At 54.6% G+C, this 25860-nt stretch carries 34 protein-coding genes; 4 read left to right on the top strand and 30 right to left on the bottom strand.

Annotated elements, in window-relative coordinates; translation table 11 throughout:
* Positions 1 to 34 precede the first annotated feature (34 nt).
* The 4 genes from EOV40_RS04380 to EOV40_RS04365 are packed head-to-tail and all read left to right on the top strand — an operon-like array spanning position 35 to position 9328.
* The gene (locus tag EOV40_RS04380; RefSeq protein WP_050819573.1) at positions 35 to 1270 is read left to right on the top strand and encodes an efflux RND transporter periplasmic adaptor subunit; all 1236 of its coding nucleotides are present in this window, start codon (positions 35 to 37) and stop codon (positions 1268 to 1270) included.
* Positions 1267 to 4458: an efflux RND transporter permease subunit gene (locus EOV40_RS04375; protein WP_128105137.1), complete on the top strand. Its 3192-nt coding sequence runs from the start codon at positions 1267 to 1269 to the stop codon at positions 4456 to 4458. The genes EOV40_RS04380 and EOV40_RS04375 overlap by 4 nt, the downstream gene beginning before the upstream one ends.
* On the top strand, positions 4455 to 7763 hold the full coding sequence (locus tag EOV40_RS04370; protein ID WP_128105136.1) for an efflux RND transporter permease subunit: 3309 nt from the start codon (positions 4455 to 4457) through the stop codon (positions 7761 to 7763). Before EOV40_RS04375 ends, EOV40_RS04370 begins: the two co-directional genes overlap by 4 nt.
* Entirely contained in the window at positions 7763 to 9328 is a 1566-nt protein-coding gene (locus EOV40_RS04365) for an efflux transporter outer membrane subunit (protein ID WP_128105135.1), read from the top strand. Before EOV40_RS04370 ends, EOV40_RS04365 begins: the two co-directional genes overlap by 1 nt.
* 85 nt (positions 9329 to 9413) lie before the next feature.
* On the opposite strand, the gene EOV40_RS04360 is transcribed toward EOV40_RS04365, so the two are convergent.
* The 30 genes from EOV40_RS04360 to rplD all read right to left on the bottom strand — a co-directional run bounded on the left by EOV40_RS04360 (position 9414) and on the right by rplD (position 25859).
* Complete coding sequence (locus tag EOV40_RS04360; protein ID WP_003622765.1) at positions 9414 to 9590, bottom strand: DUF1328 domain-containing protein; 177 nt, start codon at positions 9588 to 9590, stop codon at positions 9414 to 9416.
* Between the two features lie 64 nt (positions 9591 to 9654).
* Entirely contained in the window at positions 9655 to 9888 is a 234-nt protein-coding gene (locus tag EOV40_RS04355) for a hypothetical protein (RefSeq protein WP_050819569.1), read from the bottom strand.
* A gap of 83 nt (positions 9889 to 9971) precedes the next feature.
* Complete coding sequence (locus EOV40_RS04350) at positions 9972 to 10790, bottom strand: ABC transporter ATP-binding protein (RefSeq protein WP_128105134.1); 819 nt, start codon at positions 10788 to 10790, stop codon at positions 9972 to 9974.
* Positions 10778 to 11542, bottom strand: coding sequence for an ABC transporter permease (locus tag EOV40_RS04345; protein ID WP_050819567.1), 765 nt, complete (start codon positions 11540 to 11542; stop codon positions 10778 to 10780). Before EOV40_RS04345 ends, EOV40_RS04350 begins: the two co-directional genes overlap by 13 nt.
* Complete coding sequence (locus EOV40_RS04340; RefSeq protein ID WP_050819566.1) at positions 11539 to 12600, bottom strand: ABC transporter substrate-binding protein; 1062 nt, start codon at positions 12598 to 12600, stop codon at positions 11539 to 11541. The genes EOV40_RS04345 and EOV40_RS04340 overlap by 4 nt, the downstream gene beginning before the upstream one ends.
* Before the next feature lie 175 nt (positions 12601 to 12775).
* Positions 12776 to 13201: a 50S ribosomal protein L17 gene (gene rplQ / locus EOV40_RS04335; protein ID WP_006116036.1), complete on the bottom strand. Its 426-nt coding sequence runs from the start codon at positions 13199 to 13201 to the stop codon at positions 12776 to 12778.
* 34 nt (positions 13202 to 13235) lie between these two features.
* Entirely contained in the window at positions 13236 to 14255 is a 1020-nt protein-coding gene (locus tag EOV40_RS04330) for a DNA-directed RNA polymerase subunit alpha (RefSeq protein WP_003622752.1), read from the bottom strand.
* A gap of 109 nt (positions 14256 to 14364) precedes the next feature.
* Positions 14365 to 14757, bottom strand: coding sequence for a 30S ribosomal protein S11 (gene rpsK, locus EOV40_RS04325; RefSeq protein ID WP_003622750.1), 393 nt, complete (start codon positions 14755 to 14757; stop codon positions 14365 to 14367).
* Between the two features lie 66 nt (positions 14758 to 14823).
* Positions 14824 to 15201: a 30S ribosomal protein S13 gene (gene rpsM, locus EOV40_RS04320; protein WP_006116037.1), complete on the bottom strand. Its 378-nt coding sequence runs from the start codon at positions 15199 to 15201 to the stop codon at positions 14824 to 14826.
* 113 nt (positions 15202 to 15314) lie between these two features.
* Positions 15315 to 15983, bottom strand: a complete 669-nt coding sequence (locus tag EOV40_RS04315; RefSeq protein WP_087651398.1) for an adenylate kinase — start codon at positions 15981 to 15983, stop codon at positions 15315 to 15317.
* Positions 15980 to 17338 (bottom strand): preprotein translocase subunit SecY, encoded by a 1359-nt coding sequence (secY, locus tag EOV40_RS04310; protein ID WP_003628215.1) that lies wholly within the window; start codon positions 17336 to 17338, stop codon positions 15980 to 15982. Before secY ends, EOV40_RS04315 begins: the two co-directional genes overlap by 4 nt.
* Before the next feature lie 135 nt (positions 17339 to 17473).
* Complete coding sequence (gene rplO, locus EOV40_RS04305) at positions 17474 to 17962, bottom strand: 50S ribosomal protein L15 (protein WP_050819563.1); 489 nt, start codon at positions 17960 to 17962, stop codon at positions 17474 to 17476.
* 1 nt (position 17963) lies between these two features.
* On the bottom strand, positions 17964 to 18149 hold the full coding sequence (gene rpmD / locus EOV40_RS04300; RefSeq protein ID WP_003622738.1) for a 50S ribosomal protein L30: 186 nt from the start codon (positions 18147 to 18149) through the stop codon (positions 17964 to 17966).
* Positions 18142 to 18717 carry a 30S ribosomal protein S5 gene (rpsE, locus tag EOV40_RS04295; RefSeq protein WP_006116042.1) on the bottom strand — a complete coding sequence of 192 codons (576 nt, stop codon included), beginning with the start codon at positions 18715 to 18717 and terminating at the stop codon, positions 18142 to 18144. The genes rpmD and rpsE overlap by 8 nt, the downstream gene beginning before the upstream one ends.
* Positions 18718 to 18732: 15 nt before the next feature.
* The gene (gene rplR, locus EOV40_RS04290) at positions 18733 to 19095 is read right to left on the bottom strand and encodes a 50S ribosomal protein L18 (RefSeq protein WP_042786744.1); all 363 of its coding nucleotides are present in this window, start codon (positions 19093 to 19095) and stop codon (positions 18733 to 18735) included.
* Entirely contained in the window at positions 19095 to 19628 is a 534-nt protein-coding gene (rplF, locus tag EOV40_RS04285) for a 50S ribosomal protein L6 (protein ID WP_003622732.1), read from the bottom strand. The genes rplR and rplF overlap by 1 nt, the downstream gene beginning before the upstream one ends.
* Positions 19629 to 19638: 10 nt before the next feature.
* Positions 19639 to 20037 (bottom strand): 30S ribosomal protein S8, encoded by a 399-nt coding sequence (gene rpsH / locus EOV40_RS04280; protein ID WP_003622730.1) that lies wholly within the window; start codon positions 20035 to 20037, stop codon positions 19639 to 19641.
* Between the two features lie 9 nt (positions 20038 to 20046).
* The gene (gene rpsN / locus EOV40_RS04275) at positions 20047 to 20352 is read right to left on the bottom strand and encodes a 30S ribosomal protein S14 (RefSeq protein ID WP_003622728.1); all 306 of its coding nucleotides are present in this window, start codon (positions 20350 to 20352) and stop codon (positions 20047 to 20049) included.
* An 80-nt stretch (positions 20353 to 20432) separates the two neighbouring features.
* On the bottom strand, positions 20433 to 21002 hold the full coding sequence (rplE, locus tag EOV40_RS04270; RefSeq protein WP_128105133.1) for a 50S ribosomal protein L5: 570 nt from the start codon (positions 21000 to 21002) through the stop codon (positions 20433 to 20435).
* 10 nt (positions 21003 to 21012) lie between these two features.
* Positions 21013 to 21333, bottom strand: a complete 321-nt coding sequence (gene rplX, locus EOV40_RS04265) for a 50S ribosomal protein L24 (RefSeq protein ID WP_128105132.1) — start codon at positions 21331 to 21333, stop codon at positions 21013 to 21015.
* A complete protein-coding gene (rplN, locus tag EOV40_RS04260; RefSeq protein ID WP_012812770.1) occupies positions 21333 to 21701 on the bottom strand; it encodes a 50S ribosomal protein L14 in 369 nt (122 codons plus the stop codon). Before rplN ends, rplX begins: the two co-directional genes overlap by 1 nt.
* 18 nt (positions 21702 to 21719) lie before the next feature.
* Complete coding sequence (rpsQ, locus tag EOV40_RS04255) at positions 21720 to 21989, bottom strand: 30S ribosomal protein S17 (protein ID WP_042786748.1); 270 nt, start codon at positions 21987 to 21989, stop codon at positions 21720 to 21722.
* Between the two features lie 13 nt (positions 21990 to 22002).
* Positions 22003 to 22239 carry a 50S ribosomal protein L29 gene (rpmC, locus tag EOV40_RS04250; RefSeq protein WP_003622719.1) on the bottom strand — a complete coding sequence of 79 codons (237 nt, stop codon included), beginning with the start codon at positions 22237 to 22239 and terminating at the stop codon, positions 22003 to 22005.
* A 1-nt stretch (position 22240) separates the two neighbouring features.
* On the bottom strand, positions 22241 to 22657 hold the full coding sequence (rplP, locus tag EOV40_RS04245) for a 50S ribosomal protein L16 (protein ID WP_035351612.1): 417 nt from the start codon (positions 22655 to 22657) through the stop codon (positions 22241 to 22243).
* Positions 22658 to 22675: 18 nt separating this feature from the next.
* Positions 22676 to 23353, bottom strand: coding sequence for a 30S ribosomal protein S3 (gene rpsC / locus EOV40_RS04240; protein WP_003622715.1), 678 nt, complete (start codon positions 23351 to 23353; stop codon positions 22676 to 22678).
* A 3-nt stretch (positions 23354 to 23356) separates the two neighbouring features.
* A complete protein-coding gene (gene rplV, locus EOV40_RS04235) occupies positions 23357 to 23767 on the bottom strand; it encodes a 50S ribosomal protein L22 (protein ID WP_003622713.1) in 411 nt (136 codons plus the stop codon).
* Between the two features lie 6 nt (positions 23768 to 23773).
* Positions 23774 to 24052 carry a 30S ribosomal protein S19 gene (gene rpsS / locus EOV40_RS04230; RefSeq protein ID WP_012812769.1) on the bottom strand — a complete coding sequence of 93 codons (279 nt, stop codon included), beginning with the start codon at positions 24050 to 24052 and terminating at the stop codon, positions 23774 to 23776.
* 13 nt (positions 24053 to 24065) lie between these two features.
* Positions 24066 to 24896, bottom strand: coding sequence for a 50S ribosomal protein L2 (gene rplB / locus EOV40_RS04225; protein WP_003628218.1), 831 nt, complete (start codon positions 24894 to 24896; stop codon positions 24066 to 24068).
* A gap of 16 nt (positions 24897 to 24912) precedes the next feature.
* Positions 24913 to 25248 (bottom strand): 50S ribosomal protein L23, encoded by a 336-nt coding sequence (locus EOV40_RS04220; protein WP_003622708.1) that lies wholly within the window; start codon positions 25246 to 25248, stop codon positions 24913 to 24915.
* A complete protein-coding gene (gene rplD, locus EOV40_RS04215) occupies positions 25245 to 25859 on the bottom strand; it encodes a 50S ribosomal protein L4 (protein WP_128105131.1) in 615 nt (204 codons plus the stop codon). The genes EOV40_RS04220 and rplD overlap by 4 nt, the downstream gene beginning before the upstream one ends.
* Position 25860 lies beyond the last annotated feature (1 nt).

The raw sequence follows: 25860 nt of genomic DNA, 5'->3' as shown, positions 1-25860 counted from the left end.
ACTCCTTATTTTCAGGTAATACGCAGCGCGCCACATGGATGAACATCAGCCAGCCTCTCCCGCTTCTCCGTCTTCACCATCTCCGCGCCCTCCCCGTAAAAAACGGATGTTACTTGCAGGCATAGCTCTGGCAGGTGCGTGCGTACTGGCCTTTGCGTTCCTGCGCCCGCACGGAGATACCAGCAGCGGAACGCATAAAAAAGGCAAACACCACACTGCGGATGCATCGCAAGCGCAGCCCGTGGCCGTGCAAACGGTGCATAGTGGTTCCATGCCCGTGGTGTTTACAGAACTGGGCACGGTGGTCCCCATTACCAACGTAACGGTGCAGACCCGCGTGGAAGGCTACCTGATGAACGTGCTGTTTACTGAAGGGCAGCACGTACACAAAGGCGATCTGCTGGCACTGATAGATACCCGCCCCTATGAGGTGCTGCTGGCCCAATATGAAGGCCAGCTTGCCGCAGACAAGGCCCAGCTTGCACAGGCCCGTGTGGATAGCGCGCGTTACCAGCGCCTGATCCGGCAAGACAGTATTGATGCCAAAACGGCCAAGGATCAGCAGTTTGTTGTGCAGCAGCTGGAAGGCACAGTAAAATCCGATCAGGCACTGGTGGATAACCAGAAGCTCCAGATCACCTACTGCCATATTATTGCGCCTGTAGATGGCCGGATTGGCATACGCGCCGTGGATAAGGGCAACTACGTTACAGCGGGCCAATCTGGCGGCTTAGCCATTCTCACGCAGATGCAGCCTATTTCCGTCATCTTCACACTGCCGCAGGACCAACTGCCGGAAGTGGCGGAAGAGTTACGTACCCAGAAGTCTCTCCCTGTAGAGGCATGGAACAGTTCCAACACGCAAAAAATTGCTGATGGCACCGTCAGCACGTTGGATAGTGAGATAGATACCTCCACCGGCACCGTGCGCCTGCGTGCCATCTTCCCCAACACGGATGAGCATCTGTTCCCCAATCAGTTTGTAAATGCGCGCCTGTTGGTCAAAACACTTAATAACGTGCTGCTGCTGCCCACCACAGCAGTGCAAACCGGCCCCACCGGCCAGTTTGTTTACGTTGTAAAGGCCGATAACACTGTTGAGGTACGGCCCGTTACCACCGGCACATCGGATGGCAACAACATTGTTGTACCTACCGGCCTAAAAGATGGTGACAGAGTGGTAACAGATGGCACAGACCATCTGCGCGCCGGCATTAAAGTCACCATTCCTGCACAAACCACTCCAGCATCGGATCACGCGGCAAAGTGAACCCATCAGCCCTTTTTATTCGCAGGCCGGTTGCCACTACTCTGCTTATGCTGGCCATTTTTATGGCTGGCCTGCTGGGCTACCATTTTCTGCCCGTTTCCGCCCTGCCTCAGGTAGATTACCCAACCATTACGGTTGAAACATTCTACCCCGGCGCCGGGCCGGATGTGATGTCCACCTCCGTTACCGCACCGCTGGAAACCCAGTTCGGCCAGATGCCGGGGCTGGACCAGATGACATCACGCTCATCTGGTGGGGCATCGGTTATTACTCTGCGCTTTGCGCTTGATACCTCCATGGATGTGGCGGAGCAGGAAGTTCAGGCCGCCATCAACCAGGCCAACTCTCTGCTGCCAACAGATCTGCCAGCCCCTCCGGTTTACGCCAAGGTAAACCCGGCAGATACACCTGTGCTTACGCTGGGCATTACATCCTCCACCATTCCGCTGCCCGAAGTGGAAGATTACGTGGATACCCGTCTGGCGCAAAAGATCAGCCAGATTTCCGGCGTGGGGCTTGTGACGCTTTCTGGTGGTAACCGCAAGGCCATTCGGGTGCGCGTGAACATACCCAAGCTGACCTCCTACGGCATGGATCTGGACACGTTGCGCACCACCATTGGCAACGTGAACGTAAATTCCCCCACCGGTACGTTTGATGGCCCGCAAAAGGCCGCCACGTTGCAGGTGGATGGGCAGATTACCAGCGCAGATGTGCTGCTTAATCAGGTAATCGCCTATCAGAACAACGGCCCCATTCGCCTGCGTGATGTGGCAACGGTGGTTGTGGGTGCAGAAAACACGCAGCTTGCGGCGTGGTCCAACCTGACACCTGCACTCATCATGAACGTGCAGCGCCAGCCCGGCGCCAACGTGATTTCTGTGGTGGACAACGTAAAGGCTACCCTGCCTGCCCTGCGGGAAACGCTGCCTCCGGGCATTGATATTACCCCGTTAACAGACCGCACAACCACCATCCGCGCCTCTGTTTCCGATGTGCAGGGTGAACTGTTTTTATCCCTCGCGCTGGTTGTGGCGGTTATTTTTGTATTCCTGCGCAATATCCCAGCCACCATTATTCCCAGCCTGTCTGTGCCGCTTTCCATTATCGGCACGCTGGCGGTGATGTATCTGCTCGATTTCTCGCTGGATAATCTGTCCCTCATGGCGCTGACCATTGCCACCGGCTTTGTGGTGGATGATGCCATTGTCATGATCGAGAACATCTCCCGCTACGTGGAAGCAGGAGAAGACCGGATGACAGCCGCCCTGAAAGGGGCCGGGGAAATTGGCTTTACCATTATCTCGCTTACAATTTCGCTGATTGCGGTGCTGATTCCGCTGCTGTTCATGGGCGATGTGGTGGGCCGCCTGTTCCATGAATTTGCGCTTACGCTGGCTGTTACCATCATTCTGTCTGCCGTGGTCTCGCTTACGCTGGTGCCGATGATGTGTGCGCGCATTCTTTCCGAACGTGTGCATGATGCCGGATCTGCCACTACGGCATTCCAGCGCTGGTCTGCCCGGATGGAAGACTATACGGAAAAGCTGATTGCCGGGTATGACCGCATGCTGGATGTGGTGCTGGCCCACCGCGTGCTCACTCTGTGCGTGGCTGTAGGTACGCTGGTGCTTACGGGCGTGCTGGCATGGGTTATTCCCAAAGGTTTTTTCCCCGCGCAGGATACGGGGGTTATTCAGGGCATCTCCGTTGCCTCACAAACCATCTCTTTCGAGAGCATGAAGCTGCATCAGCAGGAACTGGCCAAAGTGCTGCTGAAGGACCCGGATGTGGTCTCGCTCTCCTCCTTTGTCGGGGTGGATGGGCAGAACGCAACACTCAATCAGGGCCGGTTCCTCATCAACCTCAAACCGCATGATGATCGCACAAGCACTGCGGCACAGATTGCCCGCCGGCTGGCAGATGAAACCGCACAGGTAGCGGGTATCAAACTGTATATGCAGCCTGTTCAGGACCTTTCTCTGGATACAACGGTTACGGCTACGCAATACCAGTTTTTGTTGGAAAACCCGGAATACAGCGCCTTTAAAATATGGGTGCCAAAGCTGCTGGACCGCCTGAAGCAGGAACCTGCGCTTTCTGATGTAACATCGGATTTGCAGGCATCTGGGCTGGTGGCAAAGGTAACGCTGGATAGAGCCACCGGGGCGCGCTATTCCATCACGCCGCAAACCGTTGATAACGTGCTGTATGACAGCTTTGGCCAGCGGCAGATTTCCACCATCTATACGCAGTCCAACCAGTATCGCGTTATTCTGGAAGCGGACCCTCGGTTCCAGACCAACCTTACCTCACTCTCCCAGCTTTACCTGCCGGGTATTAGCGGCAATTCGGGGGAAAGTGTTTCTGGCCCCACACGTTCGCCCACCTCCGGATTGGTGCCGCTGGCTGCCGTTACCACCGTTACGCAGGAAACAGCGCCCCTGCTGCTTACGCATTTTGGGCAGTTCCCCGCCACCACCATTTCCTTCAATCTGAGCGATGGTTACGCGCTGGGGGATGCCACGGCCGCCATTCGCAAGGTGGAAAAGGAAATAGGGCTGCCCTCTGCTTTCCAGACATCGTTCCAAGGCACGGCGGCAGCGTTTGAAGGCTCGCTCAGCAACGAACTGTTCCTTGTGGCAGCGGCGCTGATAGCCGTGTACATCGTGCTGGGTATTCTTTACGAAAGCTTTGTGCACCCGGTTACCATTCTGTCCACCCTGCCCTCCGCCGCCATTGGTGCGCTGCTGACGCTGATGATTGCAGGTGTGGATCTGGATATTATGGGCATTATCGGCATTGTGCTGCTGATTGGCATTGTGAAGAAAAACGCCATCATGATGATCGACTTCGCGCTGGAAGCCGAGCGCGAGCATGGCATGGACTCCCTGCAATCCATCCGCACCGCCGCCACACTACGTTTTCGCCCTATTTTGATGACAACCCTTGCCGCCATGCTGGGCGCCGTACCTATGGTAATCTCACACGGCACGGGCTCGGAACTGCGTTACCCTCTGGGGCTGAGCATTATTGGCGGGTTGGCACTCTCCCAATTGCTTACGCTGTTCACCACGCCGGTTATCTATCTGGCGCTGGATACGCTGGCCCATAAGTTCAATAGCATGCGGCATCGGCACAACCAGCCTTCTGCCCCACCTCCGGCTGATGGACATTCCGCGCCATGAGCATAAGCCGGCTGTTTATTGACCGGCCCGTGGCCACCATTCTGCTTACGGTGGCCATGTTGCTGGGGGGCATTTTAGGCTACCGCACATTGCCGGTATCTGACCTGCCGAATGTGGATTTTCCGGTTATTATGGTGCAGGCCACGCAGGCCGGTGGCAGCCCCGAAGAAATTGCCAGCTCCGTAGCGGCCCCGCTGGAACGGCATCTGGGCCAGATTGCGGATGTGACGGAAATGACGTCACAGTCCTCACAAAACACCACGCGCATCATGCTGCAATTCTCCCTCTCGCGCGATATCAACGGCGCTGCGCGAGATGTGGAGGCCGCCCTTCAGGCCGCCCATGCGGATATGCCTTCCTCCCTGCGGCAAAACCCAACGTACCGTAAAGCCAACCCCAACGGCGCGCCCATTCTGATTTTAACCCTGACATCAGATACACATACGCGCCCGCAGCTTTATGATTACGCCACCAACGTGCTGGTGCAGCATCTTTCCTCCGTGGCGGGCGTTGGGCAGGTAGAAATCAGCGGGAGTGCACTGCCGGCTATCCGTGCAGAAATAAACCCCCTGCCGCTTTACCGTTATGGCATCAGCTTTGAAGACGTACGCGCAGCCTTGGCCTCGGCCAATGCCCATACCCCCAAAGGTATTATTGACCAAGGCGGCATGCGCTTTACGCTGGATACGAATGATCAGGTCAGCAAGGCGCAGGATTATCGGGATCTGATTATTGCATGGCGCAATAACCGGCCCGTGCGGTTGGCAGATATTGCCCAAGTGCGTGACAGCGTGGAAGACCTGCGCAACGCCGGCTATTACAACGGGCAGGACTCCGTTATTGCCGTTGTGTTCCCACAAGCTGGGGCCAACGTGATCCATACGGTGGATCAGATCAACGCCAAACTGCCCATGCTCAAGGCCGCCCTGCCCGGTGGGGTGGATTTGCATGTGGGGCTTGATCGTTCCCTTACCATCCGTGCCTCTTTGGCGGATACACAGCTTACGCTGGTTATTTCCGTGGTGCTGGTTGTGCTGATGGTGCTGCTGTTCCTGCACTCTGTCAGAATGACGCTTATTCCCGCCATTGTGGTGCCAGCCTCCATTGTAGCTACGTTTGGGGTGATGGCGCTATTTGGCTATTCGCTGGACAACATGTCCCTTATGGCGCTTACGGTTTCCACCGGCTTTGTGGTGGATGATGCCATTGTGGTGGTGGAAAACATTGCCCGCTACATAGAACAAGGCCTTCCCCCGCGTGAGGCTGCCATAAAAGGCAGTGGCGAGGTGGCGTTTACCGTTTTCTCCATTTCCATTTCGCTGATTGCGGTTTTTCTGCCCATTCTGCTGATGGGTGGCCTTGCGGGCCGGTTATTCCACGAATTCGCCATGACGGTCAGCATCACCATCATTATTTCCATGGTGCTGTCTCTCACCCTTACGCCCATGATGGCCGCTTACCTGCTGGCCCCACGTGCTCCGGCGGTTGAAACACAGGAACACCCTCCGCTTTCTGCCCGCGTGGCGGCACGCATTACGCGTGCGCTGGATAAACTGCAGGCTGGATATGCACATTCACTGGATGTGGCGCTGCGGCATAACAAGCTGGTGTTGCTGAGCCTGCCTTTTACGCTGGTGCTCATTGTGGCGCTGTTTATCCTTATGCCCAAAGGCTTCTTCCCGGTGGAAGATACGGGCCTGCTCATGGGGCATTTGCAGGGCGATCAGTCCATCTCTTTTGGCGCACTCAGCAAAAAACTGGCTGATGTGCAAAAGGCTATTCTGGCAGAGCCGGAGGTGCAGAGTGTTTCCTCCTTTATCGGCGGGCGTGGTTCATCCAACCAAGCCAATCTGTTCCTGCAGTTGCAGGATAAAAGTAAGCGTTCCGATACACCAACAGACCTTATCAACCGTATCAGCAAGCGGCTGAGCAAACTGGTGGGGGCTGATTTCTTCCTGATGGAACCGGGCGCCGTACGTGCAGGTGCCCGGCAGAGCAATGCCTCCTACCAATATACATTGGAGGGTGAAAACGCCTCCGAGCTTTATACGTGGACTGAAAAACTGCTAAGTGAGCTCCGCCATCATACGGAACTGACAGATCTTTCATCCGACGTGCAGCAAGGCGGTTCCGCCATGAGCGTGGATATAGACCGTGATACCTCCGCACGTGTCAGCATCACGCCCCAGTTGCTTTCCAACACGCTGTATGATGCCTTCGGCCAACGTGCGGCCTCTGTTATTTACAACAGGCTCAATCAGTATCGTGTAGTTATGGAAGCCGATCCGGTGCTGTGGTCCAACCCCCATAGCCTGATGCAGGTATGGGTGAGTGTGGCCGGCGGCACAGCAGGCGGTGGCACACAATCCAACACCATACGTGTGCGCAACACGACCGGGCTGGATGCAGCCGGCAACAGTTCAGCATCCTCACTGAGTTCGGAATCCTTCAAAAACCAGATTGCCAACGCACTGGCTGGGGGTGCCGGGGCTTCTAACGGGTCTGCCGTCAGCACATCCTCAGAAAGCATGGTGCCGCTTACCCTGGTTTCGCAAATTGTGCAGACACGCACGCCCCTTTCGGTCAACCATCAGGGTATGGCGGTGGCTTCCACCATTTCCTTCAATCTGGCCAAAGGGGTTTCGCTCAGCACGGCAACGCAGATTATCAATGCGGTTCAGGTTACGCTGCACATGCCTTCCACCATCCACGGCAGCTTTGCGGGGAATGCCGCACAGTTCCAGAAAGCCGTGAATGATGAGCCCCTGCTGATACTGGCAGCCCTATGCGCCGTGTATATTGTGCTGGGCATTCTGTACGAAAGCTACCTGCACCCGCTCACCATTCTTTCCACCCTGCCTTCTGCAGGTGTGGGCGCGCTGCTGGCGCTGCAACTGGCTGGTGAAGAGTTCTCGCTCATCGCTATGATCGGGGTGATCCTGCTGATTGGCATTGTGAAGAAAAACGCCATCATGCTGGTGGATTTTGCCCTTGTGGCAGAACGCGAACATGGCATGTCTTCACTTGAGGCCATTCGTACAGCCTGCCTGCTGCGCTTCCGCCCCATTATCATGACATCCGCTGCCGCAGCACTGGGGGCTGCGCCGCTTATGATCACCAATGGCTATGGGGCAGAACTGCGTCACCCGTTGGGCATTGCCATTGTGGGTGGGTTGCTCGTCAGTCAGGCCCTTACGCTTTACACTACCCCTGTTATTTATCTTACGCTTGATACGTGGCGGCTGCGTGTTCAGAAAATACGCCTGCGCTCTTTCTTTTCTCGCACCTCCCGGCAGGATAGCTGATGGTTTCGCCTTCTTTTTCCAGCATGATGCTCAAACACAAAAAACTGTCCCGCCGTGCTGCCAGCCTTATGGCGCCACTAGTGCTGATGGGTTGCATGGTTGGCCCCAATTACAAGCGGCCCGCGGCCATTATCTCTCCCAAGTTCAAGGAGTTGCGGCCTGCCCCCGGCTGGAACTACGCGCAGCCCAGTTTGGCGGCCATTCCCAAAGGTGCGTGGTGGACGCTGTATAATGATCCGTTGTTGAACCAGCTTGAATCTCAGGTTGAAATCAACAACCAGAACGTGGCGCAGTATGAGGCCAGATACCGCAATGCCCGCGCCGCCATTAACGCCATCCGGGCACAACTGTATCCGACCTTAAGCGGTGCCCTCTCCTTCAACCGGCAGAGCTCTGGCCGTGGGTCACGCTCATCGGGCACGATTATCAATTACGGAGATACAACCTCCTCCGTTGCCTCCAACACCACAGAAAACACCTATGCCATGGGTGCTTCAGCATCGTGGGATCTGGATTTGTGGGGCGCTATCCGCCGCCAGATTCAGGCTCAGGTAACCGAGGCTCAGGCTTCTGCGGCGGATCTGGCCAATGCCAAGCTCTCCTATCAGGCGCAGTTGGCCACCGCCTATTTCAACCTGCGGTATCAGGACAGCCTGCACGATCTGCTGCAAAAGAACGTAGATTTTTACGAACGCTCCTACCAGATTACCAAAAACCAGTACGACGCTGGCACGGCCGACCCCACCACCCTGATGCAGGCCAAAACGCAGCTTGAACAAACCCGCGCCCAAGCCACAGCAACAGATGCCGCGCGTGCTGGGTATGAGCACGCTATTGCCATTTTAATGGGTAAGGCCCCGGCAGATCTTTCCATTCCACATGGTGCGCTTACGCGGGATATTCCGGCCATTCCCGTCGCTGTGCCCTCCGAGCTTTTGCAACGCCGGCCTGATGTTTCTGCCGCAGAACGCAGGATGGAAGAATATAACGCCCAGATTGGCGCAGCCCTTGCCGCCTTTTACCCGGACGTAAAACTGACAGCCAGTTACTCCTACAGTGGTGACCCAGTGGGGGCACTGGTGCAGGTGGCCAACCGTATTTGGGCGCTTGGGGCTTCCGCCACGGAAACCCTGTTTGAAGGCGGTGCACGCACTGCCGCCGTGCGTGAAGCCGAAACCAATTATAATTACTACGTAGCTGCCTACCGCCAGACAGTGCTAACCGCCCTGCAACAGGTGGAAGATCAGCTTGCCAACCTGCGCGTACTGGCAGACCAGGCCGACCAGCAGGCTGTTGCGGTAGAAGCCGCCAACAAGGCTGTGCAGATTTCCTTCAACCAGTACATGGCTGGCACCCAGATTTACACCACAGTGATTACGGCGGAAGTAACGGCCCTTTCCAACGCGGAAACGGCGCTGCAAATCCAGCAAAGCCGTATTCTGGATTCCGTGACGCTCATTGAGGCGCTTGGTGGTGGGTGGGATGCATCCTCCCTGCCCAGCAAAGATTCCATGCAAACCGATAATCCGCTTCTGCCTTCGTTTATTCAGAAGGACAAAAACTAGGGTCTACGTCATTCTGCAGCACAAACAAAAACCCCCGGCCTTTCCAGACCGGGGGTTTTTTCATGCTCTGATTATTCAGGAGCGGTTATTTTGTAATGGCGCGCCCAGCCAGCAAGGCCACCACCAGGAAAACAACAAAAAGAATAATTGCAATAAAGAACAGGATTTTTGCCATTCCCGCAGCTGCAGTGGAAATGCCGCCAAAACCGAACAGCCCTGCAATAAGGGAAATAACCAGAAAAAACAGTGCCAGCTTCAGCATGTAATCATCTCCTTTATACTCTCAGGCAGAATTTTTCTGACTGAAAGACATCTATTAAAAAACCTCAGCGTCGCCGACGCAGCAGGCCGCCAACAATAAAGCTGAAAATCCCCACAACCGGCAGGACCAGGAATGGCCGGTCAATCACCACATCTTTCACTGCTTCTGTTGCAGCGCAACGCTTGCCCGGGTTCATTTCATCATAACTGGGGAGCTGGCTGAACAAGCCTTCCGCACCATCCTGAACACGGCCAATACCTTCTTCCAGCGCGTAATCCTTTGTGTTGTCATCGCTCATGCGATGTCTCCCCGTTTTGTTGCATGTGAACGCACGACACCCCGTAAAGGATGCCGTGTTGTGTTTATTTATATGCTTTTCAACTAAATTTCAGCAGAACGCCAGTACGGAGCGCCACCGGGGTCTTTTTCCCCTGCAATCATGGCCCGCAAACGGGCGGCATAGGTTCTAAAAACCGTGCTTTCGGGGTTTCGTTCATCCATCGTAATGGCAATTTCACCCGTAATGCCCGCTGGTGGGCCACCTGCCAACACCACCACACGTGTGGCAAGGCGCAAGGCTTCCTCAATATCATGCGTAACAAACAGCACGGTTTTATGTGTTTGCTGCCAGATACGCTGGAGTTCTTCTTGCAAGCTGCTGCGTGTAATAGGGTCCAGCGCGCCAAAGGGCTCATCCATCAACAGCAGATCAGGGTTGACCGTAAACGCACGTGCAACCCCCACACGCTGGCGCTGGCCGCCAGACATACGGCGGGGCCACCGGTCTGCGGCATCTTCCAGCCCCACCAGCTTGAGAGCATCCATGGCGCGTGTGCGCTTTTCTTCACGCGTTAGGCCCAAGCCTTCCAGCCCGAACTCTACATTTTTCAGCACAGAGCGCCACGGCATCAGCCGTGCATCCTGAAACACCAAGGCACGCCTGCGCCGCTTGGTGCCTGTTTCCTCTGCATCCGTTGTGCAGGCCGAACCACCTACTATGCCTTCTGTAGGCTGCATGAGCCCCATAAACACGCGCAACAGTGTGGATTTGCCCACGCCAGATGGGCCTAAAAGCGCAACAAACTCCCCCTGCTCCAATGTCAGGCTCACATTGCGCAGTACAAAATTGGCCCCACCATCATGCGAAAGGCCAACATTCTCCAAACTGGCAACACTATGTTTTTCGCTCATGGTTGCCACCTCAGCACGCGCTTTCTTACAAACCCGAACAGGAAATCAGTTACCGCATAAAGCAGCGCCATGGTGAGCATGTAAACAACCACAACATCGGTTGCCAGCAAGCTGGAAGCCTGCATCATCCGCGCGCCAATACCCGGCACACCAAACAGCTCTGCCGCCACAACAGACATCCAGCCCTGCCCCAAGCCTGTGCGTAAGCCAGACATTAGGCCGGGAGAAGCCGCAGGCAGCACCACTTTGAATAAACGGCCGAAAAAGCTGCCATGCCCAAAAGCGGCTGCCAGTTCATACAGCTCTGGGTCCACCCCGCGCACGGCGCTATGCGCTGCGTAAAAGTTGATCCAGAAAACTGAAATGGCGATAACAAAAGTGGCGCCAGATGTGTTCAGACCAAACCACAAAATGGCAAAAGGCACCCACGCCAAGCCGGGCACAGGCCGCAGAAGCCGCACTATGCCCTCCAGCAAGCCATCTACAACGGCCACCATGCCGCACAGAATGCCTAACCCAGCCCCCAGCACAGAACCAATAAGCAGGCCCAACAGATAATGATGCAGACTATCCAGAATGGCCTGCTGCCAAAAACCCCCGCGCACTTCATCCAGCCAGGCTGGCCCAAGTGAACTGGGAGCAGGCACCATACCAGAAGGCAGCAACCCTGTGCGGACTGCTGCCTCCCATCCTCCAAAAAAGACGATAAGCCCGGTAAGACCTAACGCCCATTTTGTTGAAAACGAAACTTTATCCCTCACTGCTGGCTCTGCTTCCACATCTCCAGATCAAACAGGCCATCCACTGGCTCGGCTTTGCGCAAAAGCCCCTGCTCAACCTCAAAATCCTGCAACTGGCGCACGCCTTCTACAATACGCGCAGGATCGCTCACAAAATGCTGGGCAGAGCGCGCAAGAGCTTTTTGCAACACTTCTTCCTTCAGCATACCGCCACCCAGTGCCGTGCGCACAAAAGGAGCAGCTTCATCCGGGTGCTGGGCCACCAGAGTGTTGGCTTTAACAAACAGGCCTGTCAGCGTTTTTGCCCAAGGCACTTCTGTTGGTTTGACAATAGCCAGCACGGAACCCGGCTGATCTGGCAACATATCATGCCCAGTAGCCAGAATACGTGCATCTGGAATGCGGGTTTTAACAACGGTTAAAGAAGGTTCGCGCAATACAGCGGCATCCACCGCGCCAGCCAGAAAAGCCTGCTGTGCGGCATCAATATCTACACCGGCAATGTTGATAACAGAGGCCGGCTGCGCAATATCGAGGCGTTTTTGCAGCCAATAACGCAGCATGATATCCGGCACAGAACCAGCTGGCTGTGCTGCAACTCGTGGCAGATGGCCCTGTTCCTGCTTGAACTTGGCAAAGCCATCCTTAATGACCTGAGCAGACAGACCGCCTTCCTGTCCCTCTGGCACCATTTGCGCCAATGGACCACGCGCCACCAGCTCCAGTTCCTCAACCGAACCGGAAGCTACAACCTTAACATCCACGCCATGTGCACGTGCCTGCAACAACGGCAGCACACCCGCCACGTAGGCATCAATCCGCCCGGATACCAAAGCCTGAATAGCCTGCGGGCCAGAGCCAAAGCGCACAAGCTGCAAGTCCAACCCGGCCTGCTTGGCCCAGCCTTCACCATCCAGAACAAACAGGGCGGATGAGCCCAGAACAGGAATATACCCAATACGCACCGGGGTTCCGGCCCGTGCCTGCTGTGTCAGCCCTACAAAAAGCAGGCTGATCACCAGCATAATCCGCAGAAAAACTCGCCTCATAATGCCACCGTGTTTGTTTGCGCCGTTCATTTTGCAATTACTAACGTGCTACACGGCTATATTGTCAATATAGCAAGTAGAAATGGTGTAAATTTTCCAAGCAATTCCACGATATAAAATCGCATCACTAGCGGTGCCATAAACGCATAAAAAAAGGCCAGCCCATTTCTGGGCCAGCCTTTTTTCTAAAAACCGGATGGGTGGCTTATGCAGCCAGATCCTGCTTTTCTTCTGCTTCCGGACGCGGGCCGCTGTCCTGCCCTTTGGCAGAAACATCGCGATCAACCAGTTCGATAACAGCCATGGGTGCGGCATCGCCATAACGCACGCCAGCACGCAGAACGCGCGTATAACCGCCGTTACGAGCCTTGTAGCGTTCTGCAATAGCAGCAAACAGCTTTTTCACGATCACATCATCACGCAGCATGGCAAAAGCCTGACGACGTGCATGCAGGTCGCCCCGCTTGCCCAGCGTAATCAGCTTTTCAACAACCGGACGCAGTTCCTTTGCTTTAGGCAGCGTGGTGGTGATCTGTTCGTGTTTGATCAGTGCAACAGCCATATTGCGAAACATGGCTGCGCGGTGAGAAGAAGTAACGCCGAGCTTTCTGCCGGCAATCCCGTGACGCATAGTTTAGTTCCTACGTACTGTGTGAAAAGTCAGATCAAAACGGCTCATCAAGCCGCTTTGCCAGCTCTTCAATATTTTCCGGCGGCCAAGCCGGCACATTCATACCCAAGGACAGCCCCATAGAGGTGAGAACTTCCTTGATTTCGTTCAGGGATTTCCGGCCAAAGTTCGGAGTACGGAGCATTTCCTGCTCGCTCTTCTGCACCAGATCCCCAATGTAGATGATGTTGTCGTTCTTCAGGCAGTTTGCACTACGAACAGACAGTTCAAGCTCATCCACCTTACGCAGCAGATTACGGTTGAACGGCAGATCATCTTCAGGCTCTTCAGCCTGCACAGGGCGCGGTTCATCAAAGTTGATGAACAGCTGGAGCTGATCCTGCAGAATGCGTGCGGCCAGAGCCACAGCATCTTCAGGCGTTACAGCGCCATTGGTTTCAACCGTCAGCAGCAGCTTATCATAGTCGGTCACCTGCCCAACGCGGGTAGGCTCAACTTTATAAGACACGCGCTTTACGGGGGAATAAATTGCATCCACCGGAATCAGGCCAATTGGTGCATCTTCCGGGCGGTTAGCCGCGGCAGGCACATAGCCTTTACCCATGTTAACAATAAATTCCATGCCCAGCTTAACGCCATCATCCAGCGTGCAGATAACGAGATCGGGGTTCATGATCTCGATATCATGGCCGGTCTGGATCTGACGGGCACGCACTTCGCCGGGGCCTGTGGCCGTCAGCATCATACGCTTTGGCCCTTCGCCATGCATACGCAGTGCCAGCTGCTTGATGTTCAGCACGATGTCCGTGACATCTTCCCGAACGCCTGCAACAGACGAGAACTCATGCAGCACGCCGTCAATCTGCACAGCAGTAACAGCCGCACCCTGAAGCGAGGACAGCAGAACACGCCGCAGCGCATTCCCCAGTGTCATCCCGAACCCGCGTTCCAGAGGTTCTGCAACCACGGTTGCGATGCGTGCTGGCTCCACACCGGATTCGACCTCAAGCTTTTCAGGCTTGATCAGAGATTGCCAGTTTTTCTGAAGGACCAAGGTACCGGCCTTTCAATACGAAAAACCACTGCAATCGCAGCGATTTCTCTGAAGTGGACACAACAACCGGAAGACAGCCTAATTGATAAGCTGCCTTCCTGCTCAGGACTTAGACGCGGCGACGCTTACGCGGGCGGCAGCCATTGTGCGGAACCGGCGTCATATCGCGGATGGAGGTGATGGTGAAACCAACAGCCTGCAAAGCACGCAGTGCGCTTTCACGCCCTGACCCAGGACCGGAAACTTCGATTTCCAGAGTTTCCATACCATGTTCGCGAGCCTTGCGACCAGCGTCTTCCGCCGCAACCTGCGCCGCATAAGGCGTAGATTTCCGAGACCCCTTAAAACCCTGTGCGCCAGCGGAAGACCAGGAAATGGCATTCCCCTGTGCATCAGAGATGGTGATCATGGTGTTGTTGAACGTGGAGAGCACATGCGCCACGCCAGAAATAATGTTCTTACGCTCTTTTTTGCGAATACGCGGAGTTGCGGCTTTCGCCATGTCTTTTCTACCTCAGTCCCTGCCCAGAGCCTGCCGTAGCAGGGTTAGACATCCTAACCAGTTGGATTAGCGCGTTGCTTTTTTCTTGCCTGCAATCGCCACAGCCTTGCCCTTGCGCGTGCGGGCATTGGTGTGTGTGCGCTGACCGTGCACAGGCAGACCGCGACGATGACGCAGACCGCGGTAGCAGCCCAGATCCATCAGACGCTTGATGTTCATTGCGATTTCACGACGCAGATCGCCTTCAACGCGATACTTGCTGTCGATCAGTTCACGCACCTTCAGGATTTCGTCATCGCTCAGCTCGTTAACCCGCTTTGCTTCCGGAATTTCCAGAGCCTTGCAGATTTCAGCAGCCTTAGTTGCGCCAATCCCGTAAATATACTGAAGCCCGATAACAACCCGTTTGTTGGTCGGGACATTCACGCCGGCAATACGTGCCACGCCTTATACTCCTGTTCGCCCGCCTTAACCACGAACGCTCATAGCCCTTGGGGCAGATTTCACTTGGTGGCCGCGAAATATACCGGCCACCGCCACAAGTCAACGAAAACGGATCACTTTTTCGTGATCAGCCCCTCGCTGGCAAGCGCATCTTCGATTTCGCCTGTCACTTCAGAGGCCGACAGCATGCCGTTAATTTTGTGCAGCCGTCCGGTTTTTTCATAAAACGGCAGAATCGGAGCCGTGAGTTTCCGGTACTCTTTCAGCCGTTCAACAACGGTTTCCCGCTTATCGTCCGCCCGGCGCTTGAACTCATGGCTGCCGCAAGAATCACAGACCCCTTCCACCTTCGGTGGGTTAGAGACCTCGTTGTACGTCTTGCCGCAGTTACCACAAGTAAAGCGACCGGAAATCCGATCTGCCAGAATTTCTTCATCCACATCCAGGAAAAGAACGATATCGATCTTCTTCCCATCAGAAGATAGCATGCTGTCCAGCTCTTCAGCCTGCGCCAAGGTACGCGGGAAACCATCCAGAATAAAACCATTCTGGCAGTCTGCCTGCGCAATCCGGCTTTTCAGCATTGCAATAATCAGCTCATCCGGCACCAGTTTCCCGGCATCCATCAAAGCTTTTGCCTGCTTCCCTGTTTCAGATCCCTTGGCCACTTCTGCGCGCAGCATATCGCCCGTAGAAATCTGAATCAGCCCATACCGCTCTTCAAGAAGTTTGGACTGCGTACCTTTTCCCGCGCCGGGAGGGCCCAGAAAAATAATATTCATCGTCTGATGATCCTCTGCTTCCTGCCGCCGCGTGATTTACGCATAAGCCCCTGATACTGGTGCGCCACCAGATGAGACTGAATTTGTGTGACCGTATCAATGGTTACAGACACAATAATAATCAGACTCGTTCCGCCAAAATAGAACGGTACGTTGTAATGGCTGATCAGGATCTGAGGCAACAGACAGACTGCCACCATATACGCCGCACCAATCGTGGTCAGGCGGGTGAGAATTTTATCAAAGTACGACGCCGTAGACGCACCAGGGCGCACACCAGGAATAAACCCACCCTGCTTTCTCAGATTATCGGCTGTTTCCGTCGGATTGAAGGTAACGGCCGCATAGAAATATGAGAAAAACACGATCATGGCAGCATAGAACAGCATATACAACGGCTGCCCTTGCCCAAGTTCCTGCCCCAGAAATGAAAGCCAGCCCGGCAGTGATTTGCCGTTCATAAAGCCAGCAATCGTAACCGGAATCAGCAACACTGAAGAGGCAAAAATCGGTGGGATAACACCCGCCGTATTCACTTTCAGTGGCATATGGGTTGTGTCACCCCCAAACATCCGCTGCCCCATCTGGCGCTTTGGATACTGGATAACAACCCGACGCTGTGCCTGTTCCATGAACACAATGAACATGATGGTAAGCGCTGCAAGAACCAAGAAAAGCAGCACAAAAAACGGTGAAAGTGCGCCCGTGTAACCAAGCTGAAAGAGGCTTGCCAGTGCATGCGGCAGGTTGGCCACAATACCAGCAAAGATAATGAGCGAAATGCCATTCCCCACGCCGCGCGCGGTAATCTGCTCACCCAGCCACATCAGAAACATGGTTCCGCCAACAAGCGTGGTAACGCATGAAAGCAAAAAGAACATGCCTGGATGAACAACAGCAGCGCCAGCAGCGCTGTGCACGTTCTCCAGCCCCACAGCTATCCCATACGCCTGAAACAGCGCGATAAGAACAGTGAGGTAACGTGTGTACTGATTAAGCTTTTTACGCCCCTGTTCACCTTCTTTCTTGAGAGCCTCAAGAGAAGGCACAGCAGTAGACATAAGCTGCACAATAATAGACGCAGAGATATATGGCATAATGTTCAGTGCGAACACGGTCATACGCCCAAGCGCACCCCCCGTGAACATGTTGAACATGCCCAGAATGCCACCCTGATGCTGCGCCAGAAGCTGCCCCATAACTGTGGCATCTACCCCCGGAACCGGGATGTATGTGCCCAAGCGGTAAACAATCAGCGCACCCAGTGTAAACCAAATTCGCTTTTTAAGTTCAGTCGCTTTGGCAAAAGAGCCTACATTAAAGTTGGCAGCCAGTTGTTCGGCCGCGGAAGCCATGCATCCGTCCTTTCATACAAACAGCGCCACCACGGCTGTGGAGACGCTGGCACAATCGCCTGAAAAATTCAGACAACATTCTGAGAAGGAACAAGAAAGGAGAACAGTGCAAACACTGCTCTCCTTTTTGCAACATCAGGAAGCGCTGGCTTCAGCAGCTTTTGGCTGCAGCAGCTTAACACTACCTCCGGCTTTTTCTACTGCCGCAACAGCAGAAGCTGATGCACCAGAGACTTCAAACGTAACAGCTTTTGTCAGCTCACCTTCGGCCAGAATGCGCACGCCAGCATATTTGCCAGTGCCAACCAGACCAGCTTTTTTCAAAGCTTCTTCAGTAACAGCTGCGCCTGCTGCCAGTTTGCCGTCAGCCAAGGCTTTTTCCACCGCGCCAAGATTTACGGGAGCGTAAACCTTACGGAAGATGTTTTTGAAACCACGCTTCGGCAGACGACGATAGATAGGAAGCTGACCACCTTCAAACCCGTTCAGAGAAACCCCTTCACGAGCCTTCTGGCCTTTTACACCCCTACCAGACGTCTTACCCTTACCGGAACCAATACCGCGCCCAAGACGCTTTTTCCGGTAACGGGAACCTTCGTTATCACGAAGTTCGTTCAGCTTCATTTCAATCCTCCACCTTCACCAGGTGGGCCACTTTGCGTACCATACCCCGAACAGACGGAGTATCTTCCAGAACGCGTTCACGGCCAATCTTATTCAGACCCAGACCGATCAAAGTTGCCTGCTGCCCAGGCTTACGTCCGTTACCGGACGCAATCTGCACAACCTTAAAGGTTTTTTTATCAGACATCAGCGGCCTCCGCAGCAACAGCCTGTTCACGCTTACCGAAGATTTCAGCAACCTTCTTACCGCGACGGCTAGCTACAGAACGTGGGCTTGCACAACGTGCCAGCGCATCGAAAGTTGCCTTAACCATGTTGTGCGGATTCCGGGTGCCCAGAGACTTCGCAACAACATCGTTAATGCCAAGGCTTTCGAACACGGCACGCATCGGACCACCAGCGATGATCCCTGTCCCGGCTTCAGCTGACCGCAGCACAACTTTACCAGCACCGAAGTGACCAGCAACATCATGATGCAGCGTACGGCCTTCCTTCATAGGGACACGAATCATGCCGCGCTTGGCACGTTCCGTAGCCTTACGAATTGCTTCAGGAACTTCGCGGGCCTTACCTGCACCGTAGCCAACACGCCCCTTCTGGTCACCAACGACAACCAGAGCAGCGAAAGCAAACCGACGACCACCCTTAACCACTTTCGCAACGCGATTGATGGTTACCAGCTTGTCAACCAGTTCATCCCCTTCGCGCTCACGCTCACGGCCGCCTCGACCGCCTTCTCTTGGTTCACGAGCCATTCCGTGATCCTTTCCTCAGAAGGAGAGACCGCCCTCACGGGCCGCCTCTGCCAGGGCCTTGACGCGCCCGTGATAAAGATAAGACCCCCTGTCGAACACGACCTGAGATACACCTGCAGCAACGGCGCGCTGTGCAACCAGCTTACCGACAGCGCCAGCGCTTTCCTGCGTGGAACCTTTTTTCAGATCCGTCCGCAGCTCCTTATCCAAGGAGGACGCTGAGGCCAGAGTACGGCCCTGCGCATCGTCGATCACCTGAGCATAAATGTTCTTGCCAGACCGGAAAACAGACAGACGCGGGCGCCCACCTGCCTTGCGGCGCAGCTGAAAACGGAGACGCGCCCGACGGCGGTTCCGCAATTCCTGCTGAGTGCTCATTATTTCTTCTTGCCTTCCTTACGACGAATGGTTTCCGTTTCGTACCGAACACCTTTGCCCTTGTAAGGTTCAGGCTTACGGAAGCTGCGGATATCAAGGGCAACCTGCCCAACCCGCTGCTTATCGATCCCTTCCACCACAATAGCCGTCGGACGCGGCGTAGAAATCTTGATGCCCGCAGGAATCGGATACACAACATCATGGGAGAACCCAAGGTTCATCACCAGATTGGAACCCTGCACAGCTGCACGGTAACCTGTGCCGTTAATTTCCAGAGCCTTGGAAAAACCTTCCGAAACCCCTTTAACAGCCGTTGCGATCAGGGCACGTGTTGTACCCCACATCATGCGAGCCTGAGCAGCGGTGCCCACTGGCTGCACAACAACCTTACCATCCTGCACATCAACGGAAACGTGTGAAGAAAGTGGCAGAGCCAACTCCCCCAACTTCCCTTTGGCCTTCAGAACACCATCTGCAATAGCAATGGTTACCCCTGCCGGCACTTCAACAGGATACTTGCCTACGCGTGACATTTACCCCTCCTTAGAAAACACGGCAGAGGACTTCACCGCCAACATTGGCAGCACGAGCCTCAACATCGGAAAGAACACCGCGCGGCGTGGAAAGGATGGAAACACCCAGACCTGCACAAACACGAGGAAGTTCTTTAATTTTGGAATATACGCGACGACCAGGGCGTGAAACGCGCTGAATTTCGCGAATAACCGGCTCACCGTCAGTGTATTTCAGTTCAATATGAAGCTGAGCAATACCCTTACGGACGTCTTCACGCTTATAGCCACGAATGTAGCCTTCACGCTGCAGAGCTTCCAGAACACTCACGCGCAGCTTAGAAGCCGGAGCAACACAAGCATTGTGACGCGCACGCTGAGCATTACGAATACGGGTGAGCATATCACCCAAAGGATCAGAAAGTGACATCTCGCGCCCTTACCAGCTTGCTTTAACCACGCCCGGAATCTGGCCTTCAGATGCCAGATCACGGAAAGCAATACGGCACAGTTCAAACTTGCGGTAGTTACCGCGAGAACGACCTGTCAGTTTGCAACGCAGACGAACCCGCACGCGCGAACCATTGCGCGGCAGTTCAGCCAGCTTCAAAGACGCATCAAACCGATCCTCCACGGGAAGAGAACGATCCATAACGATATTTTTGAGAGCTACCCGCTTCTCTTTATCCCGTGCCGCCATGCGCGCGCGCTTTGCGTTACGCAGAATGGCAGAAGTCTTAGCCATACAACATTACCTCCGGAACCCTTCGAAAACCTTCGACGGTTTTCCAAGATCACACATTAAAACACCCAGAAGGGTCTGTATCATCCCAGGAAGGGAAGATCAAACGCCTTAAGCAGGGCCTTGGCTTCTGCATCTGTTTTTGCGCTGGTTACGAACACCACGTCCATGCCGCGGATTTCATCTACCTTATCGTATTCGATTTCAGGAAAGATGATCTGTTCTTTCAAACCCAGAGCAAAGTTACCACGACCGTCAAAACCTTTGGTTGCTGGCAGACCGCGGAAATCGCGGATGCGTGGCATAGCAATGGTTACCAGACGATCAAGGAATTCATACATCCGTGCACGGCGCAGAGTGACCTTACAGCCAATCGGCAGACCTTCACGGATCTTGAAGCCCGCAATAGCTTTTTTCGCTACAGTTTTAACAGGCTTCTGACCAGCAATAAGAGCCATTTCTGCAACAGCAGCATCCAGCTTCTTCTGATCGCCAGCAGCTTCACCCACGCCCATGTTCAGGACGATTTTTTCAAGGTGAGGCACCTGCATTTCGTTTTTGTAACCAAACTGCTTACGCAGGTTGGCACGCAGTTCGCTTTCATACCGCTGCTGAAGGCGCGGCAGGGAACGACCTTCCTGTTTCGCACTCATTCGTAGCCCCTCAACCTTCAATAGCTTCGCCGGTCGCCTTAGCGATGCGAACTTTTTTGCCGTTTTCCAGCACTCGGAAACCAACGCGTGTTGGTTTTTTAGAGACCGGGTCAATCAGCTTCAGGTTAGAAAGGTGAATAGGTGCTTCACGGGTGATAATCCCGCTTTCTTCACCCATACGACGCGCACGTTGATGACGCTTGATCAGCGCCACACCACGCACAACTGCACGGTTTTCGGAAGGACGAACCTCCAGAACTTCCCCCTGCGTCCCCTTGGAGGAACCGCTGATGACGACAACCGTATCGCCTTTTTTAATACGGGCAGCCATTACAACACCTCCGGCGCGAGAGAGATGATCTTCATGAACTTCTTCGCACGCAATTCACGCACAACCGGTCCAAAAATACGCGTACCAATCGGTTCCTGCTGTTTGTTAATCAGCACGGCTGCGTTTTTATCGAAACGGATAGCGCTACCATCAGGCCGACGGACTGGATAGGAAGTCCGCACAATAACAGCCTGGTGAACGTCGCCCTTCTTCACTTTCCCGCGGGGGATAGCTTCTTTAACGGAAACGACGATCACGTCGCCGACCGAGGCGGACTTCCGCTTGGAGCCGCCCAGCACCTTGATGCACTGCACCTGACGCGCACCGGAATTATCGGCTACGTCAAGGTTGGTCTCGGGATGGATCATAACCTAAATATCCTTACGTTAAGCCGATGCACCGGCTTCCGCACCAACGACTTCGCCGTTGCGGGAAATCACAGTCCACGTCTTGCGGCGTGAAATAGGCGGACATTCAACAATCCGCACGGAGTCACCAACCTTGCAGATATTTTCTTCATCATGCGCCGCATATTTTTTAGAGCGACGAATGAACTTCTTATAGAGCGGATGCATGACGCGACGATCGACAAGAACCGTAACGGTCTTGTCCATCTTATCGCTGGTCACACGCCCGGTCAGGACGCGCCTTGGCATCGGCTAACTCTCCTCAGGCATTGGCAGCAGATGTTTTTGCACCTGCTGCAGTCTTTGCATTTTGCACCGCAATCGTCTTGATCCGTGCAATCTCACGACGCACCGCACGCATACGGCTCTGCGCTTCAGTCTGACCCGTGGCCTGCTGGAAACGCAGATTAAGCTGCTCACGCTTCAATTCAACCAGACGAGCTTCAAGCTCGTCTGGAGTCTTGGCGCGCAAATCGGCTGGCTTAGTTGCCTTTACCATCTCACGCATCTCCAATTCGGGTCACAAACTTTGTCTTGATCGGCAGTTTTGCTGCACCCAGAGCCAGCGCTTCACGCGCCAGTTCAGGGGGCACACCTTCGATCTCGAACAGAATGCGACCTGGCTTCACACGGGCCACCCAGTATTCGGGGGAACCCTTACCGGAGCCCATACGCACTTCTGCAGGTTTTGTCGAGACCGGAAGGTCAGGAAAAATACGAATCCAGACGCGACCTGCACGTTTCATGGCACGTGTGATAGCCCGACGAGAGGCTTCGATCTGGCGTGCCGTAATACGTTCCGGCTGAAGAGCCTTCAGTCCAAACGTACCGAAGTTCAACGTTGTGCCACTTTTTGCAAGGCCGTGGATACGGCCTTTGTGGGCTTTACGGAATTTTGTCCGCTTCGGGGAAAGCATGTTGTTTTATCCCTCTCCTCAGCGCTGAGGAGCCTGTTCGGCCGCCCGGCGATCCTGAGCCATCGGATCATGAGCAAGAATTTCGCCCTTGAAGATCCAGACTTTTACACCGCAAGTGCCATAGGTGGTCTTTGCTGTGGCTGTGCCATAATCGATATCGGCACGCAGGGTGTGCAGAGGCACACGACCTTCACGATACCATTCGATACGTGCGATTTCCGCACCGCCAAGACGACCAGAGCAGTTAATACGAATGCCCTGAGCGCCCAGACGCATTGCAGACTGCACGGCACGCTTCATGGCACGACGGAAAGCCACACGGCGTTCCAGCTGCTGAGCAATGTTTTCTGCAACCAAGGTTGCATCGATTTCCGGCTTGCGGATTTCAACAATGTTCAGCGCAACTTCCGTGCCAGCCATACGTGTCAGCTCTTTACGGAGCGCATCGATGTCCTGGCCCTTCTTACCAATCACGACACCCGGACGAGCAGCGTAAATGGTAACGCGGGGCTTTTTAGCCGGACGTTCGATAACGACACGAGACACACCAGCGCCAACCAGCTTGCGGCGCAGGAATGCACGCAGCTTCAGATCTTCATGAAGCAGCTTTGAATAGTCGGAATCGGCATACCACCGGCTATCCCACGTGCGGTTGATACCGAGCCGCAGCCCGATTGGATTGACTTTATGTCCCATACCTCAGGCCGCCTTCTGTTCGGAAGAAGCTGCTTCAGGCTCAGCAGCCCGTTCAGCTACAACAATCTTCAGGTGACTGAAAAACTTTTCAACGCGAGCAGAACGCCCACGGCCACGGGCGTGGAAACGCCGCATGACAATGGATTTTCCAACTTCAGCTGTCTTCACCACCAGCTGGTCAACGTCCAGCTGGTGATTGTTTTCAGCGTTAGCGATTGCGCTTTCCAGCGTCTTTTTCACTTCCTGAGCGATACGGCGCTTAGAGAACGTCAACGTTGCAACAGCCTGGGAAGCAGGCTTGTTGCGGATCAGGCCAGCCACAAGGTTCAGCTTGCGGGGGCTAACCCGGATGTTGCGCGTAACTGCCTGCGCTTCTGTTTCCGCGAGTGTGCGCGGATGCTTCGGCTTGCTCATCTCTGCTTAGCCCCGCTTAGACTTCTTGTCAGCGCCATGCCCGTGGAATGTACGGGTCGGGGAAAATTCGCCGAACTTATGTCCGACCATGTTTTCCGTAACCTGTACGGGCAGAAACTTCTGACCGTTATAAACACCGAACGTCAAACCGACGAACTGCGGAAGAATTGTAGAACGACGAGACCAGATCTTGATCACTTCGTTACGACCCGACGCGCGGGATACCTCAGCTTTATTCAGCAGATACCCGTCGACGAACGGGCCTTTCCAGACGGAACGTGCCATCTTCTATTGCCCCTTACTTGCCGGTCTTTCGACGACGGATAATCAGACTGTCCGTCCGCTTGTTGACCCGAGTTTTGTACCCTTTGGTTGGCTTACCCCACGGTGTAACCGGATGACGGCCACCAGAGGTACGACCTTCACCACCACCATGTGGGTGATCAACGGGGTTCATCACCACACCACGGTTGTGAGGACGACGACCCAACCAACGGGAACGCCCTGCCTTGCCCATATGCTGGTTCATATTATCCGGGTTGGACACAGCACCAACGGTAGCCATGCACTCACCACGAACAACGCGCAGCTCACCAGACTGCAGCTTAATCTGGGCGTAGCCGGAATCCTTACCAACGAGCTGGGCGTATGTGCCAGCAGAACGTGCCAGCTTACCGCCTGCACCCTGCTTCAGCTCGATGTTATGGATAATCGTTCCCACCGGGATGGAAGCCAGCGGCATAGCATTACCAGGCTTAATATCCACGCGTGCACCAGCGATGACATTGTCACCAACCTTCAGACGCTGCGGGGCCAGGATATATGCAAGCTCACCATCTTCGTACTTCACAAGCGCAATAAACGCGGTGCGGTTCGGATCATATTCCAGACGCTCAACCGTACCCAGAACATCAAACTTACGACGTTTGAAGTCTACATAACGGTAAGACTGCTTATGACCACCCCCACGGAAACGGGAAGTGATACGACCGTTATTATTACGGCCGCCTGTCTTGTTTTTACCTTCGGTCAACTGTTTGACCGGCTTACCTTTCCAAAGGTCAGCACGATCAACTAGCACCGTACCACGCAAGCTTGGCGTGACAGGATTAAAGTGCTTCAGAGCCATGAATTTCTACCTTCGGTCACGCCAGCTTGGCGGTAAGATCAATGGACTGACCTTCCGCAAGCTGAACGAACGCCTTCTTCACGTCAGAACGCTGCCCAACACGCCCTTTAAAGCGCTTGGTTTTCCCCTTCTGAACCAAGGTGTTGACACCAACAACCTTGACCCCGAACAGCGTTTCCACCGCAACCTTGATTTCAGGCTTCGTAGCGGACATTGCCACTTTGAAAACAACCTGGTTCTTTTCAGAAAGCGCCGTAGCTTTTTCCGTGATCACAGGTGTACGCACAATGTCGTACATCGCTTCACGGGAAAGACGCTCGGCTTTCTTGCGAATGGCAAGAATATTCGTCATGCCAGGCGCTCCTTCAGTCCTTCAAGGCCGGCCTGCGTAATAGCAAGCACCTCGTGGTTCAGAATGTCGTAAACATTCGCACCAATGGTCGGCAGAATGTCGATCTTGGGCAGGTTACGGGCGGCACGACCGAAGTTCTCATCCACGGCTGCATCTACGATCAGTGCAGATGTCCAACCCAGAGACTTCAGCTTCTTTGCCAGTTCGCTGGTTTTATCAACGCCAGAAGCAGACTGCAGCACAATCAACTTGCCGTCTTTTGCCTTCTGAGAAAGCGCAGAGATCAGACCAAGGCGACGCACTTTTTTCGGCAGATCGTAACCGTGGTCACGCACAACCGGGCCATGCACTGCCCCACCGGTACGATACTGCGGCGCACGCAATGAACCCTGACGGGCGCTGCCTGTGCCTTTCTGGCGATATGGCTTTTTGGTGGTGCCGGACACTTCGCCCATGCCCTTCACCTTGTGTGTGCCAGCGCGGCGCTTTGCCAGCTGCCAGTGCACAACACGAGCCATGACATCTGCACGCGGTGCTACGGCGAAAATTTCGTCCGGAAGCGTTGCAGAACCAGCGCTGCTGTTGTCTAGCGTCTTGATTTCGATTTCCATG

This window comes from Acetobacter oryzoeni, assembly GCF_004014775.2.
Lineage (GTDB): Bacteria > Pseudomonadota > Alphaproteobacteria > Acetobacterales > Acetobacteraceae > Acetobacter > Acetobacter oryzoeni.
This window is presented reverse-complemented; position numbering and strand designations above follow the sequence as displayed.

Excerpts from the sequence above, each read along its gene's own strand:
- EOV40_RS04220 (WP_003622708.1), bottom strand. The coding sequence starts at position 25,248 with ATGACGAATATTCTTGCCATTCGCAAGAAAGCCGAGCGTCTTTCCCGT.
- rplR (WP_042786744.1), bottom strand. The coding sequence starts at position 19,095 with ATGAGCACTCAGCAGGAATTGCGGAACCGCCGTCGGGCGCGTCTCCGT.
- rplF (WP_003622732.1), bottom strand. The coding sequence starts at position 19,628 with ATGTCACGCGTAGGCAAGTATCCTGTTGAAGTGCCGGCAGGGGTAACC.
- EOV40_RS04315 (WP_087651398.1), bottom strand. The coding sequence starts at position 15,983 with ATGAATATTATTTTTCTGGGCCCTCCCGGCGCGGGAAAAGGTACGCAG.
- rplO (WP_050819563.1), bottom strand. The coding sequence starts at position 17,962 with ATGAAGCTGAACGAACTTCGTGATAACGAAGGTTCCCGTTACCGGAAA.
- rplN (WP_012812770.1), bottom strand. The coding sequence starts at position 21,701 with ATGATCCATCCCGAGACCAACCTTGACGTAGCCGATAATTCCGGTGCG.
- rplX (WP_128105132.1), bottom strand. The coding sequence starts at position 21,333 with ATGGCTGCCCGTATTAAAAAAGGCGATACGGTTGTCGTCATCAGCGGT.
- rpsQ (WP_042786748.1), bottom strand. The coding sequence starts at position 21,989 with ATGCCAAGGCGCGTCCTGACCGGGCGTGTGACCAGCGATAAGATGGAC.
- secY (WP_003628215.1), bottom strand. The coding sequence starts at position 17,338 with ATGGCTTCCGCGGCCGAACAACTGGCTGCCAACTTTAATGTAGGCTCT.
- rpsK (WP_003622750.1), bottom strand. The coding sequence starts at position 14,757 with ATGGCGAAAGCCGCAACTCCGCGTATTCGCAAAAAAGAGCGTAAGAAC.
- rplD (WP_128105131.1), bottom strand. The coding sequence starts at position 25,859 with ATGGAAATCGAAATCAAGACGCTAGACAACAGCAGCGCTGGTTCTGCA.
- rplB (WP_003628218.1), bottom strand. The coding sequence starts at position 24,896 with ATGGCTCTGAAGCACTTTAATCCTGTCACGCCAAGCTTGCGTGGTACG.
- rpmD (WP_003622738.1), bottom strand. The coding sequence starts at position 18,149 with ATGTCTGATAAAAAAACCTTTAAGGTTGTGCAGATTGCGTCCGGTAAC.
- rplP (WP_035351612.1), bottom strand. The coding sequence starts at position 22,657 with ATGCTTTCCCCGAAGCGGACAAAATTCCGTAAAGCCCACAAAGGCCGT.
- rpsC (WP_003622715.1), bottom strand. The coding sequence starts at position 23,353 with ATGGGACATAAAGTCAATCCAATCGGGCTGCGGCTCGGTATCAACCGC.
- rplV (WP_003622713.1), bottom strand. The coding sequence starts at position 23,767 with ATGAGCAAGCCGAAGCATCCGCGCACACTCGCGGAAACAGAAGCGCAG.
- rplQ (WP_006116036.1), bottom strand. The coding sequence starts at position 13,201 with ATGCGTCACGGGATTGCCGGCAGAAAGCTCGGCGTTACTTCTTCTCAC.
- rpsE (WP_006116042.1), bottom strand. The coding sequence starts at position 18,717 with ATGGCTCGTGAACCAAGAGAAGGCGGTCGAGGCGGCCGTGAGCGTGAG.
- rpsN (WP_003622728.1), bottom strand. The coding sequence starts at position 20,352 with ATGGCTAAGACTTCTGCCATTCTGCGTAACGCAAAGCGCGCGCGCATG.
- EOV40_RS04370 (WP_128105136.1), top strand. The coding sequence starts at position 4,455 with ATGAGCATAAGCCGGCTGTTTATTGACCGGCCCGTGGCCACCATTCTG.
- EOV40_RS04380 (WP_050819573.1), top strand. The coding sequence starts at position 35 with ATGGATGAACATCAGCCAGCCTCTCCCGCTTCTCCGTCTTCACCATCT.
- EOV40_RS04365 (WP_128105135.1), top strand. The coding sequence starts at position 7,763 with ATGGTTTCGCCTTCTTTTTCCAGCATGATGCTCAAACACAAAAAACTG.
- rpsS (WP_012812769.1), bottom strand. The coding sequence starts at position 24,052 with ATGGCACGTTCCGTCTGGAAAGGCCCGTTCGTCGACGGGTATCTGCTG.
- rplE (WP_128105133.1), bottom strand. The coding sequence starts at position 21,002 with ATGAGTGCGAAACAGGAAGGTCGTTCCCTGCCGCGCCTTCAGCAGCGG.
- EOV40_RS04355 (WP_050819569.1), bottom strand. The coding sequence starts at position 9,888 with ATGAGCGATGACAACACAAAGGATTACGCGCTGGAAGAAGGTATTGGC.
- rpmC (WP_003622719.1), bottom strand. The coding sequence starts at position 22,239 with ATGGTAAAGGCAACTAAGCCAGCCGATTTGCGCGCCAAGACTCCAGAC.
- EOV40_RS04340 (WP_050819566.1), bottom strand. The coding sequence starts at position 12,600 with ATGAACGGCGCAAACAAACACGGTGGCATTATGAGGCGAGTTTTTCTG.
- EOV40_RS04360 (WP_003622765.1), bottom strand. The coding sequence starts at position 9,590 with ATGCTGAAGCTGGCACTGTTTTTTCTGGTTATTTCCCTTATTGCAGGG.
- rpsH (WP_003622730.1), bottom strand. The coding sequence starts at position 20,037 with ATGTCACTTTCTGATCCTTTGGGTGATATGCTCACCCGTATTCGTAAT.